The following is an 18,332-nucleotide window of genomic DNA, read 5'->3' as shown; positions in this document are numbered from 1 at the left end:
GGAAACTTTAGGGAATTAGCGGCCAATGATAAGCGGGTTGCCGCGCACTCCGCAAGTAGACGCTGTCTGCACGAACTTCAAGGCCGTCGCCCGCGCTTGCCAGGAAAACACCACTTTTTATTTCTGCAGCACAATAAAAAACGGGGCCGAAGCCCCGTTTTTCGTATTCGCATGACAGCGTTCAGTGCAACAGGCGCGGTTCCGCGTCCTCGTCGTCGGCGCCGAACAGGTCGTCGAACATGAGCGCGTCCGGCTCCTTGCCCTGGCTCCAGAGGAGCATCAGGACGATGATCTTGAGCTTGCCCAGCGTGACGGGCGCCTCGTCCAGCGCCAGCGCGCGCTCGATGACGATCTCGCGCTGCGAGGCCGACAGCAGGCCGGCCAGTTCCAGGAACTGGATGAAGCCGACGGCGGCGGTGCCGAGGGTGTCGACTTCCTGGTCGATGTAGAAACGGGTACCGCTCGATTCGAGGGACGGGTCGACCGTACTGGCCATCTCGGTCAGTCCATGCAACCAGTCCAGCGCCTCGGTAATCTCGACATCGTCGAAACCGACGGCGGACAGCTTGCGTGCCAGGGCAGCCGGCTCGGGGCAGGCGTCGGGACGGTAATACGTCTCGTAAAGGTAGACTAGGATGTCGAACATGGTGTCGCTACTGTAGCAGCTAAGCTCCATGGGGCACAAGTATGGCACGTGCTCGCCCAGGCCCCGGAAACATCAGCGTTGTTTATCGGCCTTATTCGCTTCACACTTAGTTTCCTGCCCGTCCACACCCTTGATTTCCTGTCTTTATCGGCTGCTCACGACGCGCTGCACGCGGCCGCCGGGCAGGCGTTCGACCTGTCCGGACAGCTCCAGCAACAGCAGGCGCGCGCTCAATTCGCCCGCATTGCAATCGAGTGCGGCGAGCAGCGTATCGGGGTCGACGGGACCGTGGCCGAGCGCGGCCAGCAAAGGGTCGGATGCATGCGCACCGGCCTCCTCCATGCATGCGGCATCCGACCGCACAGGCAGCGATGCGGGGTGCATGGCGGCTAGCGGCGACAACGCCAGCGCCTCGAGCACGTCGTGCGCCGTATCGACCAGCTTGGCGCCCTCGCGGATCAATTCGTGGCAACCCTTGGCCAATGCGGCATGGATGGAACCGGGAATCGCGAACACGTCGCGGCCCTGCTCGGCCGCCTGGCGCGCCGTGATCAGCGAGCCCGATTGCGCCGCCGCCTCGACCACCAGCACGCCGGCGGCCAGGCCCGAGATGATCCGGTTACGCTTGGGGAAATTGGCGGGCAGCGGCGGCGTGCCCACCGCGTATTCGCTGACGATGCAGCCATCCTCGGCGATCCGCTCGGACAAGGCGCGGTTGCGCGCCGGATAGACCAGGTCCGGCCCCGTGCCGATCACGGCGATGGTACTGCCGGCGCAGCGCAGCGCCCCTTCGTGCGCGGCCGTGTCGATGCCCAGCGCCAGGCCGGACACGATGGCGACGCCCGCCGCCGACAGCGCCTCGGCGAAGGCCATGGCATTCGCCTTGCCCTGGTTGCTGGCGTTGCGGCTGCCGACGATCGCCAGGCACGGCTTGTCCAGCAACGGCAGGCGCCCTTTTATATAGAGCAGCAGCGGCGGATCGGGAATCTGCGCGAGCAACGCCGGATAGCCGGGCGTGCCCAGCGCCAGCACGTGGCGGCCGGGCGCGTCGCGCCAGCGCAGCGTGGCATCGACGAGGCGTACCGTGTCGGGCGACGGCGGCTGCTGCAGTGCCCGCGCGAGGGCCGGGCCGGCATGCGCGGCGAGCGCCTCGGGCGCGGCGGCGAAGATGGCCTCTGGGCTGCCGAAGGCGGCCAGCAGGCCGGCGGCGGTGCGCGGCCCCACGCCGCGCGTGCGGTCCAGGCGCAGCCAGGCGGCCAAATCTGCGGGGGAAAGCGCGGAAAAGCGCGCAGGCGCGGCCCCCGCCGCAGCGCAAGGTACTTCGTCGTCCTTTCCGCTGCTCGGGGCCGTGTCGTGCACGCTATGTACTCCGCTATTTGATCCCTCGGTGACGCGAAGCCTACTCCGGCGATTTCGCCACGTCGCCGACCTGCACCGGCACGGTCGCCTGCATGATCAGGCCGTACGAGACGTGTCCGAACACCCGGAAGATGAACAGTTCGCCATACTGCTCGTCCGGCAATTGCAACGTTGCGCCAGAGAAGTCCAGCAAGCCCTTGCGGCGGCCTTCCGGATCCTTCACCTTCTGGCCCAGATGATAAAGCTGCAGCACGGAGCCGACGTCGAGTCCGTCAAGCGCGCCCCGGTTGACAGCCACGACCTGGTGCTGCGACGCGTAATTCACTTCCGATGGCACCGCCATCACGCGCGCCGCCACCGGCTGTTGCGGCGCGTGCGGCACGTAGTTGCGCGGCACCGCCGGCGGGGTCGGCAGCAGGCGGTCGCCGATGCCCATCTCCTGCACCGAGCGGGTGACGACGAAGCTGTGCACGTCGGCGCCATTGCCGGCCGGCGTGACGAGGCGCGCGGTGCCCGTGAAGGTGGCCTCGTAGGCCATCGTCCTGCCCGTGCCCGGATCGACCAGCGCCTTCCCGGGCCGGAATACCTGGAAGCTGGTGGCGCCGTTCAAGTCGCCGCGCACGTAGATGCGGTCGCCCTCGCCCAGGTAGACGCGGTTCTCGGGCACGGCGGCGATGCGCGCCGCCCCCGCCAGCGTGTCGTTCTCGACGATCAGCGGCTGGGTCAGGAAGGGTTCGATAGCGCTGGACGGAATCGCCGGCACGGCGCCGTCCGGCCCCAGCGCATCGGTGCGCAGCTGGGGCGACAGGCGCACGAGCGGCGGCTGGCCGGCGTCGGCATCGGCGCCGCCGGGACGGGTCAGCGTGAGGCGCCCGTTGCGGCGGTCGAAATACACGATCTGGCCGGGATAGATCCAGTGCGGGTTGCGGATCGCGTCGCGGTTCATGCCCCATACCTGGGGCCAGCACCAGGGATGCTCGAGGAAGGCGCCGGAAATGTCCCACAGGGTGTCGCCCTTGACGACGACGTGCTGGTCGGGCGCGTTCGGACGGAAACGGCATTCGATGGCGTGGGCGGAACCCGCGGCCAGGCAGGCCAGCATGACCGCGGCGGCACGGCGGCCCGCGAGCGACCAGGCAGCGCCTGTGCTAAAATTTTTCATCAGAGAGTCCGTAAATGCGGCATTGACACGGGTGCTGGCTGCCAGCTCGGCCAGCCACGGCGCAGAATCAGACGATCCCTCGGCCGCATGGCGGACCCTACCGGTCCTTCGAGGGTTGCCGAACTGAATCAAATTCTGCCGAGAAATCCATGAAACAGCAAGACAAACCGCGTCCCCCTGCTGGGCAGGGCGGCTGCGGGCGCTCCTGTGTTGTGTCCATGCGGCAACTTGAACCTTCGGGGCGGACACCCGATATACCTTTTATTGAATCGATTTCACCGACGACGCCATGGCCTTACTGAACATCCTCCGCTATCCCGATCCGCGCCTGCACAAGGTCGCCAAGCCGGTCACCGAATTCGGCGAGCGCCTCGAACAACTCGTGGCGGACATGGCCGAGACCATGTACGACGCCCCGGGCGTCGGCCTGGCCGCGACCCAGGTCGACGTGCACGAGCGCGTGATCGTCATCGACGTCAGCGAGACGCACGACGCGCTGATGGTCTTCATCAACCCGGAAATCACCTGGGCCAGCCCGGAAAAGCAGGTCTACGACGAAGGCTGCCTGTCGGTGCCGGGCGTGTACGACGGCGTGGAACGTCCGGCGCGTGTGAAGGTGCGCGCGGTCGACCAGTTCAACAAGCCGTTCGAGGTCGAGGCCGACGGCCTGCTGGCCGTGTGCATCCAGCATGAAATGGACCACCTGATGGGCAAGGTGTTCGTCGAATACCTGTCGCCGCTCAAGCGCAACCGCATCAAGACCAAGCTGATGAAGGAAGAGCGCAGCATGCACAAGGAAGGCCGCCGCGCATGAAGGTCGTGTTCGCCGGCACGCCCGAATTCGCTGCCAGCGCCCTGCGCTCCCTGCTGGACGCCGGCTTTGCCGTCCCGCTGGTGCTGACCCAGCCCGACCGTCCGGCCGGAAGGGGCATGCAGCTGCAGGCGTCCGCCGTGAAGCAGGTCGCCCTGGCCCACGGCATCGAGGTACTGCAGCCGCTGTCGCTGCGCATGGATGCCAAGGATCCGCAGCGCGCGCTGGAGGCGAAGGCTGCGCACGAGCGCCTGCTGGCCACGGATTATGACGTGATGGTGGTCGCCGCCTACGGCCTGATCCTGCCCCGCTCCACGCTCGACATCAAGCCCTGCATCAACATCCACGGCTCGATCCTGCCGCGCTGGCGCGGCGCCGCCCCGATCCACCGCGCGATCGAGGCGGGCGACGCCGAGACGGGCGTGACGATCATGGAAATGGAAGAAGGCCTGGACACGGGCCCGATGCTGCTGATGGAGCGCATCGCCATCGAGGACACGGACACCACGGGCAGCCTGCACGACAAGCTGGCGGCGCTGGGCGCGCGCATGATCGTCGACGCGCTGCACCGCATGGAAGGGGGCGGGCTGACCGCAGTGCCCCAGCCGGAGGAAGGCGTCACCTATGCCGCCAAGATCGGCAAGGAAGAAGCGAAGCTGGACTGGTCGCTGCCGGCCGCGGACCTGGCGCGCAAGGTGCGCGCCTTCAACCCCTTCCCCGGCGCATCCGGCCAGGCCGGCGCCAGTACCGTCAAGATCTGGCATGCCGAGCCGGTGGCGGACACGGGCGCGCCGGGCCAGGTACTGTCGGCCGACGCCCAGCGCGGCATCGTGGTCGCCTGCGGCACGGGCGCGCTGCGCCTGACGGAGCTGCAGAAGCCGGGCGGCAAGCGCCTGGCGGCGGCGGAATTCCTGAAGGGGTTCTCGTTCGAGAACGTGACCTTCCAATAAGCCGTCGCCCCTGCGCAGGCAGGGGCCCAATTTGCACGCACAAACGCACGGCATGCGAACTTGGGCCCCTGCCTTCGCAGGGGCGACGTGGGTGGGATAGGTTCCAAAGCAAACGGCCGATTCATGGTGAACATGAATCGGCCGTTTGTCATCGGGGGCGCTGGGCCCCGGAAAAACTTAGTGCTGCTCGCCCGATGCGCGCACGCGGTTGGCTTCCATGTACTCGCGCAGCACCTGGTTGATGCGGGTCTGGTAGCCCGGACCGGCCGATTTGAACCATTCCAGCATGTCGACATCCAGGCGGATGGTAACGATTTGTTTCACACCGGCGACGGCGTGGGTCTTGGCCGGAGCGGCGGATTCTTCGCTGCGGACTGCCGGCTGGTCCCATTCAGGCACATATTCTTTATTCATAGCAATTTTCCGAGTAGGCGGCGGGGCAACGGCCCGCACTTTCCGTTGATTTGGACTAGGAACCGCGCTCACTGGCGGCTCCATGGCGTTTATTGTCACGCCTGTATGTATCCTGAAAATTGCTGAAATGCCGCGTTTTGTATCTCAATGTAACAACAGCGCTCCAGAAACATTACGTTACAAACGTCTTTACAGTGTGGTTTTTTTGACCCGAACTGCATCATCTTATTGACGCCGGAACAAACTCCTCCAGTGACGGTATAATTTCAGACCCACCTCGCGAAACCCGCCGATCCGGCCCCCTGCCGGGCCCGTCGGGTATCCAATACAGATCAGTCCCCAACGAAAGCAGAACGATGACCACCGCCGTCCACGCCCCTTCCCCCGTCGAAGCCCAGTTGCGCGCCACCCTGGCCCGCCGCATCATGATCCTCGATGGCGCGATGGGCACGATCATCCAGCAATACAAGCTGGACGAGACCGCGTACCGCGGCGGTCCGCAGGGTCGCTTCATCGACTTCGCCGCGCCGGAAGCCAGCGGCGCGCGCGAGCTGTTCGTCAAGGGCAACAACGAACTGCTGAACCTGACGCAGCCGCAGATCATCCAGGAAATCCACGAACGCTACCTGGCGGCCGGCGCCGACATCATCGAGACCAATACCTTCGGCGCCACCGGCGTGGCCCAGGACGACTACCACATGGCGCACCTGGTCTACGAGATGAACGTGCAGGCCGCGAAGCTGGCCCGCGCCGCCTGTGTCAAGTACTCGACACCGGAGCAGCCGCGTTACGCCGCCGGCGCCCTCGGCCCGACGCCGAAGACGGCGTCCATTTCCCCGGACGTGAACGACCCGGCCGCGCGCAACGTCACGTTCGACCAGCTGGTCGCCGCCTATTACGAGCAGGTATGCGCGCTGGTCGAAGGGGGCGTCGACCTGCTGCTGGTCGAGACCATCTTCGACACCCTGAACTGCAAGGCCGCGCTGTTCGCCATCGACCAGTACTTCGACGAGCATCCCGAGACGCCGCGCCTGCCGCTGATGATCTCCGGTACCGTCACCGACGCCTCGGGCCGCATCCTGTCCGGCCAGACCGTCACCGCGTTCTGGAACTCGGTGCGCCACGCGAAGCCGCTGACCATCGGCCTGAACTGCGCGCTGGGCGCCGCCCTGATGCGCCCGTACGCGCAGGAGCTGTCGCAGATCGCGGACACCTACGTCTGCATCTACCCGAACGCCGGCCTGCCCAACCCGATGAGCGACACGGGCTTCGACGAACTGCCGGAAGACACCTCCGCCCTGCTGCGCGAATTCGCCGACGCCGGCTTCGTCAACGTGGCCGGCGGCTGCTGCGGCACGACGCCGGAGCACATCCAGGCCATCGCCGAACTCCTGTCGACGGCGACGCCGCGCACGGTGCCGGAGATCCCGACGGCGCTGCGCCTGTCGGGCCTGGAGCCCTTCACCATCGACGAGGACTCGCTGTTCGTGAACGTGGGCGAGCGCACCAACGTGACGGGCTCGAAGGCGTTCGCCCGCATGATCCTGAACGAGCAGTACGACGAGGCGCTGTCGGTGGCGCGCCAGCAGGTCGAGAACGGCGCCCAGGTCATCGACATCAACATGGACGAAGCGATGCTGGACTCGGTCGCCGCGATGACGCGCTTCTTGAATCTGGTCGCGTCGGAACCGGACATCTCGCGCGTGCCGATCATGGTCGACTCGTCGAAGTGGAGCGTGATCGAGGCGGGCCTGAAGTGCGTGCAGGGCAAGGCCATCGTCAACTCGATCTCGATGAAGGAGGGAGAAGAGGAATTCCTGCGCCAGGCGAAGCTGTGCCGCCGCTACGGCGCCGCCGTCATCGTCATGGCCTTCGACGAGAAGGGCCAGGCCGACACCTTCGAGCGCAAGATCGAGATCTGCAAGCGCGCCTACGACACCCTGGTGCAAAAGGTCGGCTTCCCGCCGGAAGACATCATCTTCGACCCGAACATCTTCGCGATCGCCACCGGCATCGAGGAGCACGACAACTACGCCGTCGACTTCATCAACGCCACCCGCTGGATCCACGAGAACCTGCCGCACGCGAAGATCTCGGGCGGCGTGTCGAACGTGTCGTTCTCGTTCCGCGGCAACGACCCGGCGCGCGAGGCGATCCACACCGTGTTCCTGTACCACGCGATCAAGGCCGGCATGACCATGGGCATCGTCAACGCCGGCATGGTCGGCGTGTACGACGACCTCGACCCGGCACTGCGCGAGCGCGTGGAGGACGTGGTGTTGAACCGCCGCCCGGACGCGACGGAACGCATGATCGAGTTCGCCGGCCAGCTCAAGGCCGGCGGCGCCAAGCAGGAACAGAACCTCGAGTGGCGCAACGCCCCCGTCCAGAAGCGCCTGTCGCACGCGCTGGTGCACGGCATCACGCAGTGGATCGTCGAGGACACGGAGGAAGCGCGCCAGCAGATCATGGCCGATGGCGGCCGTCCGATCCACGTGATCGAAGGCCCGCTGATGGACGGCATGAACGTGGTCGGCGACCTGTTCGGCCAGGGCAAGATGTTCCTGCCCCAGGTGGTGAAGTCGGCGCGCGTGATGAAGCAGGCCGTGGCCCACCTGGTGCCGTTCATCGAGGAAGAAAAGGCGGCGGAAGAAGCGCGCACCGGCATCGTGGCCAAGCCGAAGGGCAAGATGGTCATCGCCACCGTGAAGGGCGACGTGCACGACATCGGCAAGAACATCGTCTCGGTGGTCCTGCAATGCAATAACTTCGAGATCGTCAACATGGGCGTGATGGTGCCGGCCGCCGAGATCCTGGCCAAGGCCAAGGAAGAAAACGCGGACATCGTGGGCCTGTCCGGCCTGATCACGCCCTCGCTCGAAGAGATGGCCCACGTGGCGCGCGAGATGCAGCGCGACCCGTGGTTCCGCGACCGCAAGATCCCCCTGCTGATCGGCGGCGCTACCACCAGCCGCGCCCACACGGCCGTCAAGATCGCGCCGCACTACGAGGGTCCCGTCGTGTACGTGCCGGACGCCTCGCGTTCCGTGTCGGTGGGCCAGTCGCTGGTGACGGCCGACCTGCGCGACGGCTACGTGGCCGAGCTGGAATCGGACTACGAACGCATCCGCGAGCAGCACGCCAACAAGAAGGCGCTGCCGATGGTGTCGCTGGCGCAGGCGCGCGCCAACAAGGCGAAGCTGTCGTATGCGCCGGCCAAGCCGAAGTTCGTCGGCCGCCGCGTCTTCAAGAACGTCGACCTGGCGCTGCTGGCGCGCTACATCGACTGGGGTCCGTTCTTCCAGACCTGGGACCTGGCCGGCCCCTACCCCGCCATCCTGACCGACGAGGTCGTGGGCGAGGCGGCGACCAGGGTGTTCGCCGAAGGCCAGGCGATGCTCAAGAAGCTCATCGACGGCCGCTGGCTGACGGCCAACGGCGTCATCGCCCTGCTGCCGGCGAACACGGTGAACGACGACGACATCGAGGTGTACAAGGACGACACGCGCAGCGAGGTCGACTTCACCTGGTACGGCCTGCGCCAGCAGGGCGTGAAGCCCGTGGTCGACGGCGTGCAGCGCCCGAACCAGTGCCTGGCCGACTTCATCGCGCCGAAAGGCTCCGGCGTCAACGACTACATCGGCATGTTCGCCGTTACCTCGGGCCTGGGCATCGAGAAGCACGAGCAGCGTTTCGAGCAAGCGGGCGACGACTACTCGTCGATCATGCTCAAGGCGCTGGCCGACCGCCTGGCCGAAGCCTTCGCCGAATACCTGCACGAGCGCGTGCGCACGGACCTGTGGGGCTATGCGGCGGGCGAAGACCTGAGCAACGCGGCGCTGATCAAGGAAGAATACGTCGGCATCCGCCCGGCGCCGGGCTATCCGGCCTGCCCCGAGCACACGGTCAAGAAGGAGTTGTTCGAGACGCTGCAGGCCAACGAGATCGGCATGGAGCTGACGGAATCGTATGCGATGTACCCGGGCGCGGCGGTGTCGGGCTTCTACTTCTCGCACCCGGAATCGAAGTACTTCGTGGTCGGGAAGATCGGCCAGGACCAGCTCGAGGACATGGCCAAGCGGCGCGGCATGCCCAAGGACGAGCTGGAGCGCCACCTGGCGCCGAATCTCTGATCCAGCGATGGTGGGCACGTGGTGCCCACCCTACCTCCACATCACCGTAGGGTGGGCATCACATGTCCACCATCACAGGCCCCAATCAGATCGCGTAACGGACGACGTTGTCGCTCCACTGGTACGCCGCCATCTCCATCTCCACCATGTCGTCGCTGGAAATCTGCAGCGACTTCAGCGTCGGCATCACCTCGTCGTCCGCGCTGTCGGCCTGCTCGATCAGCTCCGCCAGCTTCAGCAGCTCGCCGAAGAAGCCCTGGCGCGCCAGCAGCGCCGTGCGGATCTCGTCGCTCACGGGGATCTGCTCGACGATGTCGGCCATCGGAATGCCGAACAGCGTATCCATCAGCGACATGATGCCCACGGTGAAAGCGACGTCGCCCAGGTAGCCTTGCGCGGGGCGCAGGCGCTTGGCCAGCAGCTCCATCAGGCGGCCGCGCGTGGTCGCCAGCATCAGCAGCGGGGTCTGGTTGTGGCCGCGCGTGGACGGTTCGGCGTACAGCATGATCTGCAGCCAGCGCTGCAGCTGGCGCCGGCCCAGCACGACGAGGGCCTGGGCGACGGAATCGATGCGCTGGCGCGCGCCCACGGCCGGCGTGTTCACGAGGCGCAGCAGGTTCAGCGCCAGCGTGACGTCCTTCTTGACGGCGCGCTCGACCTCGACGTTGTCGACGTCCGAGGTCACCAGGTTCAGGAGGTTCAGCACCGTCATCTGCGACGGCGACAGCTTGCGTCCGCCCAGCACGGACGGCTTGGCGAAATAATAGCCCTGGAAGTAGTCGAAGCCGAGGTCGAGGCAGGCTTCGTATTCCTCGCGCGTCTCGACCTTTTCCGCGACCAGCTGCTTTTCCATGCCGTGCAGGCGCCGCGCCAGGTCCGGCAAGGCGGGCAGCGTCACGCCGCGCAGGTCCAGCTTCACGAAGCCGGCCAGCGGCAGCAATCGCTGCAAGCGCAGGCTGTCGCCCTCGATGCCGTCCAGCGCGAAGCGGAAGCCATGGCCGGCCAGTTCGCGCATGCGCGCGACCACGGCGTCGTCGGGATCGACGGAGCCGACGATCTCGAGCACCGTGCGCTCGCGCGGCAGGAAGGCGAAGATGTCGCTGGCCAGCACGTCGGCATCGACGTTCAGGAAGCAGGTGGCGTCGCCGATCGCGCGCGCCAGGCCGAGCTGGGCGGCGTGGGCGATCACGGCGGCGGTGGCGGACAGGCCGCTGGGCATGGCGGCGCCCGCCGGCTCGGGCTGCGCCGGCGCGCCGGCCGTCGTCGCATTGGCCGGGACGCCGCTGCGGAACAGCAATTCATAGCCGAACAAGGCCTGGTGGCGGTCCAGCACGGGCTGGCGCCCCAGATAGAAGTCGCGCACGCGCAGCGGATAGTTGGCGTGGTCCAGGCTGGCGGTATCGGTCATCTCGGACTCTTTCACATGGGAACTAGGCTACTTTACCGCATTCCACCGTGCTAGTGAAAACTGGAAATTAATTTCGCCTGAAAACGCCTTGTCGGCTCAGTCCTGCGGCCATCCGTCCACGAACAGCTTCAGTTCGCCTTCCGCGAAATCGGTCCAGGTTTCGTTGGTCGTGAGCGGCGTGGTGACGATGATGGCGACCCGGTCGTTGGGCGTCGTCACCTGGGAAAAGTCGACCGACAGGTCTTCGTCGGCCAGGCAGGCGGCCGCGAACGGGTATTGGCGCACGACGTAGCACAGCTTGGTCGAGCAATGGGCGAACAGCGCGGTGCCGTCCGACAGCATCATGTTGAAGGTGCCGTGGCGCGCGATGGCCGGCACCAGGTCGGCCAGCGCGGCGCGCAGCGTCGGCAGCGGCGGTGCCTGGTCGCCGAAGCGCTCGCGCAGTTGCTGCAGCAGGAGGCAGAAGGCGCGCTCGCTGTCGGTGTTGCCGACCGGGCGGTACGGCCCGTCGAGCACGGGGTCGAAGTCCTTCAGATCGCCGTTGTGGGCGAACACCCAGTAGCGGCCCCACATCTCGCGCACGAAGGGATGGCAATTCTCCAGCGCCACCTGGCCTTGCGTGGCCTTGCGGATGTGGGCGATGACGTTCAGCGACTTGATCGGATAGTGCTTGATCAGTTCCGCGATGGGCGAGGCGATGGCGGCCTGGTGGTCGACGAAATGGCGCACGCCGGCGCCCTCGAAGAAGGCGATGCCCCAGCCGTCATGGTGGGTGTCGGTGCGGCCACCACGGTGGGCAAACCCGGTAAAGCTGAACACGATGTCCGTAGGGACATTGCAGTTCATGGCGAGGAGTTGACACATGGTCGAAGCTTACCATGCGCCGGCGCAAAGACGGAATGCGGAACGTGTAGCGGAGGAAGGAAACGGGATGGAGATGGGGGAGGAAAACGGCTGGCTGCGTCGCCTTCCGGATGGCGCGTCACGCAGGCCAGTGACCGGGCTACCCGCGGGGATAGGCCCGGAAAAGCGTCAATGCAGTACGACCGGTTGGCTCATCAGGGTATCGTAGGAACCCAGGAAGTCGTCGATCTCTTCCATCGTGGGTTCGCTGGCGATCAGGTTGTTCACGTCGCGCCGGAACGTTTGTGCCAGTTTGCCGCCGATGAATGCTTCGCGTCGGCCGGATTTGTCGACGATCTCGTAGCCGCCGAAGCGCAGGGCTTCGAGGTTGTGATCGACGCCGAATTCGACGACGCTGTACTGTTCGCTGTTGTAGATCATGTTCATGATGACTCCTTCACTCGATCAGATGGGTGCAAGGTTGCGGCCGGCGGCGGACGCTAGGTGATTCCACTTCGCATTCGACTTCGTGCATTCCATTACGAAGATGAGATGAGGCTGACAACCCGGATTTCAAGAAGCGCTACAACTTGTTACGTTTGCAGCCCTGTTCGCGGGATTTGGGCGATTCAGGCGTCGAGATCCGGCGTCAGCGTCAACAGCTGATCGTATGGCTCGGATTGCAGCCACGATCGCAACTGATCAAGGTGTTCGCTCTGCGCGACGCCGATGAACAGGCGTTGCGGACGGCGCCGCAGCAGGCGATTCAATGTTACACGCAAAACGAGATTGCCGGTGCAGCACAGGCAACCGGGCGCGATGCGGGCCGCGCGCCAGTCTTCCGGCAGGGTATCGAGGGGGGAATCGCCCGAGGCCAGGCCTTCAAGGATCACGGCGGTGGCGCCGTCGATGGGAGCGGCGGCCAGGCGCGCGGCGATCGCCGCTTCCCTGGCCCGGGCGCTGGCCCCCGTGACCAGGGTGGCGGTCACGGGAGGCGCCGCCGTCATTGGACGTTTTTCTTGCCCAGCTTGCCGGGTTCGACGCCCAGCTGTTTGAGCTTGCGGTACAGGTGGGTGCGTTCCAGGCCCGTCTTCTCGGCCACGCGCGTCATCGAACCGCCTTCGCGGCCCAGGTGGTGCTCGAAGTACATGCGCTCGAAGGCATCGCGCGCCTCGCGCAGCGGCAGGTCGAACGACAGCGTGTAGCCGTGCGCATGCGCCTCGCCGTTGGCCGGGCGCCCGATCCCGATCGCGCCGCCCATGGCCCCGCCCATTGCGCCGCCCATCGCGCCGCCCTGCTGCGGCGCATACATGGGCTGCGCCTGCACGCTCGGTTCCGGCGCGGCCGGCACCGCCGCCGCCACTTGCGGACGCGGGGCGAGCGCCGGGGCGCGCGCCACTTCCTGGCCGCGCGCCAGGCCTTGCTGCACCGCCTTCAGCAGTTTTTGCAGGGCGATCGGTTTCTCGAGGAAGTTCAGGGCGCCGATGCGGGTCGCCTCGACCGCGGTGTCGATGGTGGCGTGGCCGGACATCATGATGACCGGCATGGTCAGCAAGCCGTCGCGCTGCCATTCCTTGAGCAGCGTGACGCCGTCGGTATCCGGCATCCAGATGTCGAGCAGCACCAGGTCGGGCGCACCCTGCTGGCGCGCCTGGCGCGCCTGCTGGGCGTTTTCCGCCAGTTGCACGGCATGGCCTTCGTCACCCAGGATTTCCGAGAGCAGCTCGCGGATCCCCATTTCATCGTCGACTACGAGTATGTTCGCCATCTTGTCATGCCTTCCTGGTCTTTAGCGGGCACGTCGCGCAAGCCGCCGCGCGTTGCACTGGCGGCGTTCGCGACGGTCGTTCGACGTACTGATACATTACGGGCAAGCTTAAAAAGCGCCACGTGTGGCGCTTTTTTCAAGCTTACCTTACAGCCAAGATTTTATGCGCGAATCGCGCTTTAGGCCAAGTTCGCCTCTGGGGCTAACTTTAACAGCAAAATCGATACCGAAGCGCCTGTTCCATCCGAGCGGTTGGCGACGTCGATCCGGCCCCCGTGTTCGTCGACGATCTTCTTGACCATCGGCAGGCCCAGGCCCGTGCCGCGCGCCTTGGACGTGACATAGGGTTCGAAGGCGCGCGTCAGGATCTTGGGCGCGAAACCGGGGCCGTTGTCGACGATGGCCAGGCGCACCGCGGTGCCCGTGCAGCCGTCCGCGCCGACGTAGTGGATGGCCTCCGTGGTGATGTCGATGCGCGGCGCGCCGTCCGCGGGCGGCTGGTCGGCCAGCGCGTCCTGGGCGTTCTGCAGCAGGTTGTGGATCACCTGGCGCAGCTGGGTGGCGTCGCCCATCACGGGCGGCAGGCCACTGGCCAGCTGCGGGTGGATCGTGTCGGAGCCGTCGTCGGACAGGTACAGGTTGAGGATTTCCTCGATCAGCGCGTTCAGGTCGAGCGGCGTGAGCACGGCCGGCGGCGCCTTGGCGTAGTCGCGGAAGTCGTCGACCATGCGCTTCATCGCGGCGACCTGGTTGACGATGGTGTCGGTGGCCTTGTTCAGCAGCGCGGCGCCGTCGGCGTCGACGCGCTCGGCCAGTTTCATCTGCAGGCGCTCGGCCGACAGCTGGATCGGCGTCAGCGGGTTCTTGATCTCGTGCGCCAGGCGCCGCGCGACCTCGCCCCAGGCCACCGAGCGCTGCGCCGAGATCACGTCGGAGATGTCGTCGAACACCACGATGAAGCCGCTGCCCGCCCCGACCGGCAGGCGCGAGCCGCGCGCCAGCACCGTGATGTCGTGGTCGTCGGCGCTGCCGGAGCGGCGCGGGATCTCGATCTGCTGCTGCCAGTGCGCGCGCAGCGGGCTGCGCACCCGGCCGCCGCGCCCGGCCGCCGCATTCGCGCTCTGCGCCGCGCTTTGCGCCGAGTGGGCCGAGAACGCGCGCGTGACGGCGCCCGCAAACGCTTCCAGGCCGTCGATCTCGTCCAGCGGGCGGCCCGCCAGCGATGCCACGTCGACCTGCAGGATGCGGTGCACGGCATCGTTCGAGTTGACCACGACGCCGTCGCCGTCCATCACGATCACGCCGGCCGACATGTTCGCCAGCACCGACTCCAGGTGGGCCTTGGCGCTTTCCAGCGCGGCGCGGTTGCGCTCGACCGCGGAGCGCGCCTCGAACAGCTGGCCCGTCATGGCATTGAAGGACTGCGTCAGCGTACCCAGTTCGTCCTTCGTCTCGACGATGGGACGCGGCGACAGGTCGCCCTCGGCCACCGCGCGCGTGCCCTCGGCCAGCACTAGCAGCGGCTGGGCGAGGTTGCGCGCGATGAGGAAGGCGCTGCCGATGGCGGCGAAGATCGCCAGCAGCAGCGTCAGGGTCAGCGTGCCGATGTACATCTTGCGCAGGCCCGTGCGGGCGTCGGCGCGCGACTTGTATTCGGTGTACGCCGTGCTCAGCACCTCGGCGTTGGACGCCAGGTTCACCGGCACGCCTTGCAGCAGCTGCAGGTAGCGCGGCGCCATGCCAGGCGGCTCCGGTACGGCGATCACGACGCGCAGGCGCAGGCCGGTGGCGGCATCGAGCGCGCTGGGCTGGTCGTCGCCCATCTTGGCGAGGTCGTGGTCGATGCCGCCTTCCGGCCGCGCATAACCGCCCGGCATGGCGGCCTGGCGCAGCATCTGGGCGGTCGGCAGGTCGGGCGTGAGGTCGGCGTTGCGCACGTCGGACGAGGACGCGACCAGCTTGCCGTCGGCCGACAGCAGCATCGCGCTCTGCATGCCGCTGATCTCCTCGACGGTGCGTGCCAGGATCGCGTGCGCCATCAGGTCGTCCTGCCCGGCCAGCGTGGCCGCCGTGGTGCCGGCATTCGCGCCGAGGTCCGTGAGCGCCTCGTCCAGCGCCGCGTGGCCCAGGTTCAGGCCGGACTGCAGCGCGGCCTCGATCTTGACGTCGAACCAGGACTCGATCGAGTGCGAGACGAACTGCACCGAGACCATGAAGATGACCAGGCCGGGAAGGATGCCGATGCCGGCGAACAGCAGCATCAGGCGCGCCATCAGGCGCGAGCCGAAGCGGCCCGCCTTGTAGCCCGAATACAGGCGCGCCAGGTTGACGATCACGAGGATCAGCAGGGCGCCGGCGACGGCCGCGTTCAAGCCCAGCAACCAGTAGTAGTTACGATCGAAGAAGCCCGAGTTGTCGGATGCCGATGCGAGCAGGAACAGCAGGATCGAGGCGATCGCGCTGCCGACCACCAGGGCGTAACGCAGGGCCTGGGTCACGGCTTACTCCGCACGGTAGGTGAAGGTCTTCTTGTGCGACGTCAGGCGCCAGTCGGAGTTGTTGAAGGCATCCACCTGGAGCGGCTTCTGCAGGTACTCGCGGTCCATGAACATGCGCAGGGAGACGTTGTAGGTCTCGCCGGGCTTGAGCGTGCCCTTGGCGCCGATCAGCCAGCGGCTGGGACGGCGGATCAGGAACAGCGCCTCGTCGAGCGTATCGAAGGTCTGCTGCACGCTGCCCGGCGCGGACACGTGGTAGACCCGGGTCAATACATCGTAGTACAGGCGCACCGTGCGCTTGGACGAGATGGCGCGGTCGTCGGTCCAGTACCAGCGCGGACGCGTGAGCTCGATCTCGGTGGTGAAGTACAGGGGGGTGCCGTGCTGGACGGCCTGCTGCAGGCCGTAGGGCAGTTCGAACGCATAGTTCACCGACAGGCGGTAGCCGTCGTCGGAAGCCTCGATGCTGGCGCGGGTGATCTCGATCCCATCGGCCGCCTGCGCGCCCGCGCATGCGAAAGCCAGCATGAGCTGGCAGGCGAGGAGGCGGAAAAATCGTAAAGTCACTAGGGCCAGAGCCTTAAAAAGCGTTGTCGGGAAGTCTCACGCCCCAGCCTTGTGGAACAGGGCGTAGAACAGACCGTCATGATCCTGCCCGGCGCCGCTTTCGGGAAGCAGTTGGCCCGGTGCATCGAGTCGGACTGCATTATTGCGCGCCGCGAAGGCGGCGGCCTGCGCTTCCGATTCCTGCGGCCAGAGCGAACATGTCACGAACAGCAATTTACCATCGGGGCGAAGCATTCGCCAAAGATTGTCGAGTATTTTCCCGGAAAGTGTTGCAAGTTGGTGGGTATCGCTTTTACGGCGCAGCCAGCGGATATCCGGGTGGCGGCGGACGATACCGGAGGCCGTGCACGGCACGTCCGCGAGGATACGATCGTATTGACGACCATCCCACCAATCGCTGTCTTCCGCGGCCCCCGTCATCACGGTGGCGGACATGCCCAGGCGCTGCAGGTTCTGCTCCACGCGCAGCAGGCGGCGCGCGTCCACGTCCAGCGACGTCAGGTCGACGTTCGCGCATTCCAGGATGTGGCCGCTCTTGCCGCCCGGGGCCGCGCAGGCATCGAGCACGCGCATGCCGTCCTCCAGGTCCAGCAGCGGCGCGGCGAGCTGGGCGCCCGCATCCTGGACCGACACCAGGCCTTCGGCGAAGCCGGGAATCTGGCCGACGCCCACGGCATGCGCGAGGCGCAGCGCGCTGGGCCCGACTTGCTGCGCCTGCATGCCGGCCGCGGCCAGCAGCGCGAGGTAGGCGTCGACGTCGGTCTTGCGGCGGTTCACGCGCAGCGTCAGCGGCGGCTGGCGGTTGCCCTCCTTCAGGATCGCCTGCCACTCGCGCGGATAGGCAGTGCGCACGGCATCGATCCACCACTGCGGGTAGTTCCATTGCGCCAGCGACTCGCGCAGCGCCTCGGCGACCAGCGCGTCGCGCTCGCGCAGGAAGCGCCGCAGCACGGCGTTCACCATCGCCTTGGCGTGGGCGAAGTCGGGGTGGGCGGCGGCCGCGCCGACGGCCTGGTCGACCACCGTGAAGGCTTCGTACGGCGCCGGTGCGCCGTCGGGCTGGTCGAGCAGCGCGAGCGCGGCATGCAGCAGGCCGGCCAGCATCGGCGGCTCCGGCGCCTTGCTCGTCATCAGGCCCAGCAGCACTTCGCTGCGTCCCAGCTGGCGCATGGCGCGGTAGGCGATGTCCTGGATCGCACCGCGCGCCTGCGGCGTGGCGTCGTAGGCGTCGAAGGTCTCGGCCAGCGCCTGCGGCAGCGCGGTGCCGGCGCGCACGCGTGCCAGGCTGCGCGCCGCGCCCAGCAGCGCAAAAGCGAGCGCGTCCGGCTTCAGTTCCGGACGGTAGTCGAGCTGGACGGGGTTCTTGACTTCATGGCTGTGGCGCAGGCGCGCCTCCGACTGGTGCCCTGCCCCGCTCGCGGCCGCGCCCTGCTCGACGGCGCGGCGCGCCTGGGGTGCTGCCTGCTCGGGAACCGGCTTCGGAGCCTGCTTGGGTGCCTGCCCTTGCGCCGCGCGGGGACCCGCCGGCTTCGCGCCGGGACGTACCGGACCACCCGGGCGCGCGCCGGACTGTCCCGGACGCTTGGCCGCGCCGGCCGCCTTGGCCTTGGGTTTGAGGGTGAGCGTCGGGCGCTTTTCGGTCATGGCAATCAGTCAATGCATAAAGACGCACATTGTAACGGGTAAGCGTTGCGCAGGCTTAAGCGAGGCTTTGGAGAAGTCCCCCCGATGGGTGACGCAGCGGTTGGCCGGGAGCGGCAAACCAGTATAATG

15 protein-coding genes are annotated in these 18,332 nt (G+C 66.8%); 3 read left to right on the top strand and 12 right to left on the bottom strand.

The features are described from left to right. Positions 1-181: 181 nt before the first annotated feature. The 3 genes from ACI1V7_RS26115 to ACI1V7_RS26105 all read right to left on the bottom strand — a co-directional run bounded on the left by ACI1V7_RS26115 (position 182) and on the right by ACI1V7_RS26105 (position 3,167). Positions 182-646 (bottom strand): Smg family protein, encoded by a 465-nt coding sequence (locus ACI1V7_RS26115; RefSeq protein ID WP_404535153.1) that lies wholly within the window; start codon positions 644-646, stop codon positions 182-184. Positions 647-790: 144 nt separating this feature from the next. Further along, a complete protein-coding gene (gene dprA / locus ACI1V7_RS26110; RefSeq protein WP_404535151.1) occupies positions 791-1,906 on the bottom strand; it encodes a DNA-processing protein DprA in 1,116 nt (371 codons plus the stop codon). 139 nt (positions 1,907-2,045) lie between these two features. Continuing rightward, on the bottom strand, positions 2,046-3,167 hold the full coding sequence (locus ACI1V7_RS26105; protein WP_404535149.1) for a LysM peptidoglycan-binding domain-containing protein: 1,122 nt from the start codon (positions 3,165-3,167) through the stop codon (positions 2,046-2,048). A gap of 289 nt (positions 3,168-3,456) precedes the next feature. Between ACI1V7_RS26105 and def the strand changes: the two genes are divergently transcribed. Next, entirely contained in the window at positions 3,457-3,981 is a 525-nt protein-coding gene (gene def, locus ACI1V7_RS26100) for a peptide deformylase (RefSeq protein ID WP_404535147.1), read from the top strand. Beyond that, positions 3,978-4,928 carry a methionyl-tRNA formyltransferase gene (fmt, locus tag ACI1V7_RS26095; RefSeq protein WP_404535144.1) on the top strand — a complete coding sequence of 317 codons (951 nt, stop codon included), beginning with the start codon at positions 3,978-3,980 and terminating at the stop codon, positions 4,926-4,928. Before def ends, fmt begins: the two co-directional genes overlap by 4 nt. A gap of 177 nt (positions 4,929-5,105) precedes the next feature. Here the strand turns inward: fmt and ACI1V7_RS26090 are convergent, their stop codons facing one another. Then, a complete protein-coding gene (locus ACI1V7_RS26090) occupies positions 5,106-5,342 on the bottom strand; it encodes a BrnA antitoxin family protein (protein WP_404535142.1) in 237 nt (78 codons plus the stop codon). A 356-nt stretch (positions 5,343-5,698) separates the two neighbouring features. Between ACI1V7_RS26090 and metH the strand changes: the two genes are divergently transcribed. Then, entirely contained in the window at positions 5,699-9,475 is a 3,777-nt protein-coding gene (gene metH / locus ACI1V7_RS26085; RefSeq protein ID WP_404535140.1) for a methionine synthase, read from the top strand. An 85-nt stretch (positions 9,476-9,560) separates the two neighbouring features. Here metH and ACI1V7_RS26080 read toward each other — a convergent pair whose 3' ends face one another. The 8 genes from ACI1V7_RS26080 to rsmB all read right to left on the bottom strand — a co-directional run bounded on the left by ACI1V7_RS26080 (position 9,561) and on the right by rsmB (position 18,203). Further along, a complete protein-coding gene (locus tag ACI1V7_RS26080; protein ID WP_404535138.1) occupies positions 9,561-10,883 on the bottom strand; it encodes an EAL and HDOD domain-containing protein in 1,323 nt (440 codons plus the stop codon). Between the two features lie 96 nt (positions 10,884-10,979). Continuing rightward, entirely contained in the window at positions 10,980-11,747 is a 768-nt protein-coding gene (locus ACI1V7_RS26075; RefSeq protein WP_404535136.1) for a class II glutamine amidotransferase, read from the bottom strand. A gap of 168 nt (positions 11,748-11,915) precedes the next feature. Then, positions 11,916-12,173: a BTH_I0359 family protein gene (locus tag ACI1V7_RS26070; protein WP_404535134.1), complete on the bottom strand. Its 258-nt coding sequence runs from the start codon at positions 12,171-12,173 to the stop codon at positions 11,916-11,918. A gap of 182 nt (positions 12,174-12,355) precedes the next feature. Beyond that, complete coding sequence (locus ACI1V7_RS26065) at positions 12,356-12,733, bottom strand: GTPase (protein WP_404535132.1); 378 nt, start codon at positions 12,731-12,733, stop codon at positions 12,356-12,358. Then, positions 12,730-13,494 (bottom strand): response regulator, encoded by a 765-nt coding sequence (locus ACI1V7_RS26060; protein WP_404535130.1) that lies wholly within the window; start codon positions 13,492-13,494, stop codon positions 12,730-12,732. Before ACI1V7_RS26060 ends, ACI1V7_RS26065 begins: the two co-directional genes overlap by 4 nt. A gap of 179 nt (positions 13,495-13,673) precedes the next feature. Further along, positions 13,674-15,992, bottom strand: a complete 2,319-nt coding sequence (locus tag ACI1V7_RS26055; RefSeq protein ID WP_404535129.1) for a sensor histidine kinase — start codon at positions 15,990-15,992, stop codon at positions 13,674-13,676. A gap of 3 nt (positions 15,993-15,995) precedes the next feature. Then, positions 15,996-16,520 (bottom strand): DUF4390 domain-containing protein, encoded by a 525-nt coding sequence (locus ACI1V7_RS26050; protein WP_404535126.1) that lies wholly within the window; start codon positions 16,518-16,520, stop codon positions 15,996-15,998. A gap of 75 nt (positions 16,521-16,595) precedes the next feature. Further along, positions 16,596-18,203 carry a 16S rRNA (cytosine(967)-C(5))-methyltransferase RsmB gene (gene rsmB, locus ACI1V7_RS26045; RefSeq protein ID WP_404535124.1) on the bottom strand — a complete coding sequence of 536 codons (1,608 nt, stop codon included), beginning with the start codon at positions 18,201-18,203 and terminating at the stop codon, positions 16,596-16,598. Positions 18,204-18,332 lie beyond the last annotated feature (129 nt).

It is taken from the genome of Massilia paldalensis (assembly GCF_044901715.1).
GTDB lineage: Bacteria > Pseudomonadota > Gammaproteobacteria > Burkholderiales > Burkholderiaceae_D > Telluria > Telluria paldalensis.
The sequence above is the reverse complement of the archived record's forward strand: the minus strand, read 5'-3'. Positions and strand labels throughout refer to the sequence as shown.

Coding starts and splice junctions, on each gene's coding strand:
- ACI1V7_RS26115 (WP_404535153.1), bottom strand. CDS start 646: ATGTTCGACATCCTAGTCTACCTTTACGAGACGTATTACCGTCCCGAC.
- ACI1V7_RS26105 (WP_404535149.1), bottom strand. CDS start 3,167: ATGAAAAATTTTAGCACAGGCGCTGCCTGGTCGCTCGCGGGCCGCCGT.
- def (WP_404535147.1), top strand. CDS start 3,457: ATGGCCTTACTGAACATCCTCCGCTATCCCGATCCGCGCCTGCACAAG.
- fmt (WP_404535144.1), top strand. CDS start 3,978: ATGAAGGTCGTGTTCGCCGGCACGCCCGAATTCGCTGCCAGCGCCCTG.
- ACI1V7_RS26090 (WP_404535142.1), bottom strand. CDS start 5,342: ATGAATAAAGAATATGTGCCTGAATGGGACCAGCCGGCAGTCCGCAGC.
- metH (WP_404535140.1), top strand. CDS start 5,699: ATGACCACCGCCGTCCACGCCCCTTCCCCCGTCGAAGCCCAGTTGCGC.
- ACI1V7_RS26080 (WP_404535138.1), bottom strand. CDS start 10,883: ATGACCGATACCGCCAGCCTGGACCACGCCAACTATCCGCTGCGCGTG.
- ACI1V7_RS26075 (WP_404535136.1), bottom strand. CDS start 11,747: ATGTGTCAACTCCTCGCCATGAACTGCAATGTCCCTACGGACATCGTG.
- ACI1V7_RS26070 (WP_404535134.1), bottom strand. CDS start 12,173: ATGAACATGATCTACAACAGCGAACAGTACAGCGTCGTCGAATTCGGC.
- ACI1V7_RS26065 (WP_404535132.1), bottom strand. CDS start 12,733: ATGACGGCGGCGCCTCCCGTGACCGCCACCCTGGTCACGGGGGCCAGC.
- ACI1V7_RS26060 (WP_404535130.1), bottom strand. CDS start 13,494: ATGGCGAACATACTCGTAGTCGACGATGAAATGGGGATCCGCGAGCTG.
- ACI1V7_RS26050 (WP_404535126.1), bottom strand. CDS start 16,520: ATGCTGGCTTTCGCATGCGCGGGCGCGCAGGCGGCCGATGGGATCGAG.
- rsmB (WP_404535124.1), bottom strand. CDS start 18,203: ATGACCGAAAAGCGCCCGACGCTCACCCTCAAACCCAAGGCCAAGGCG.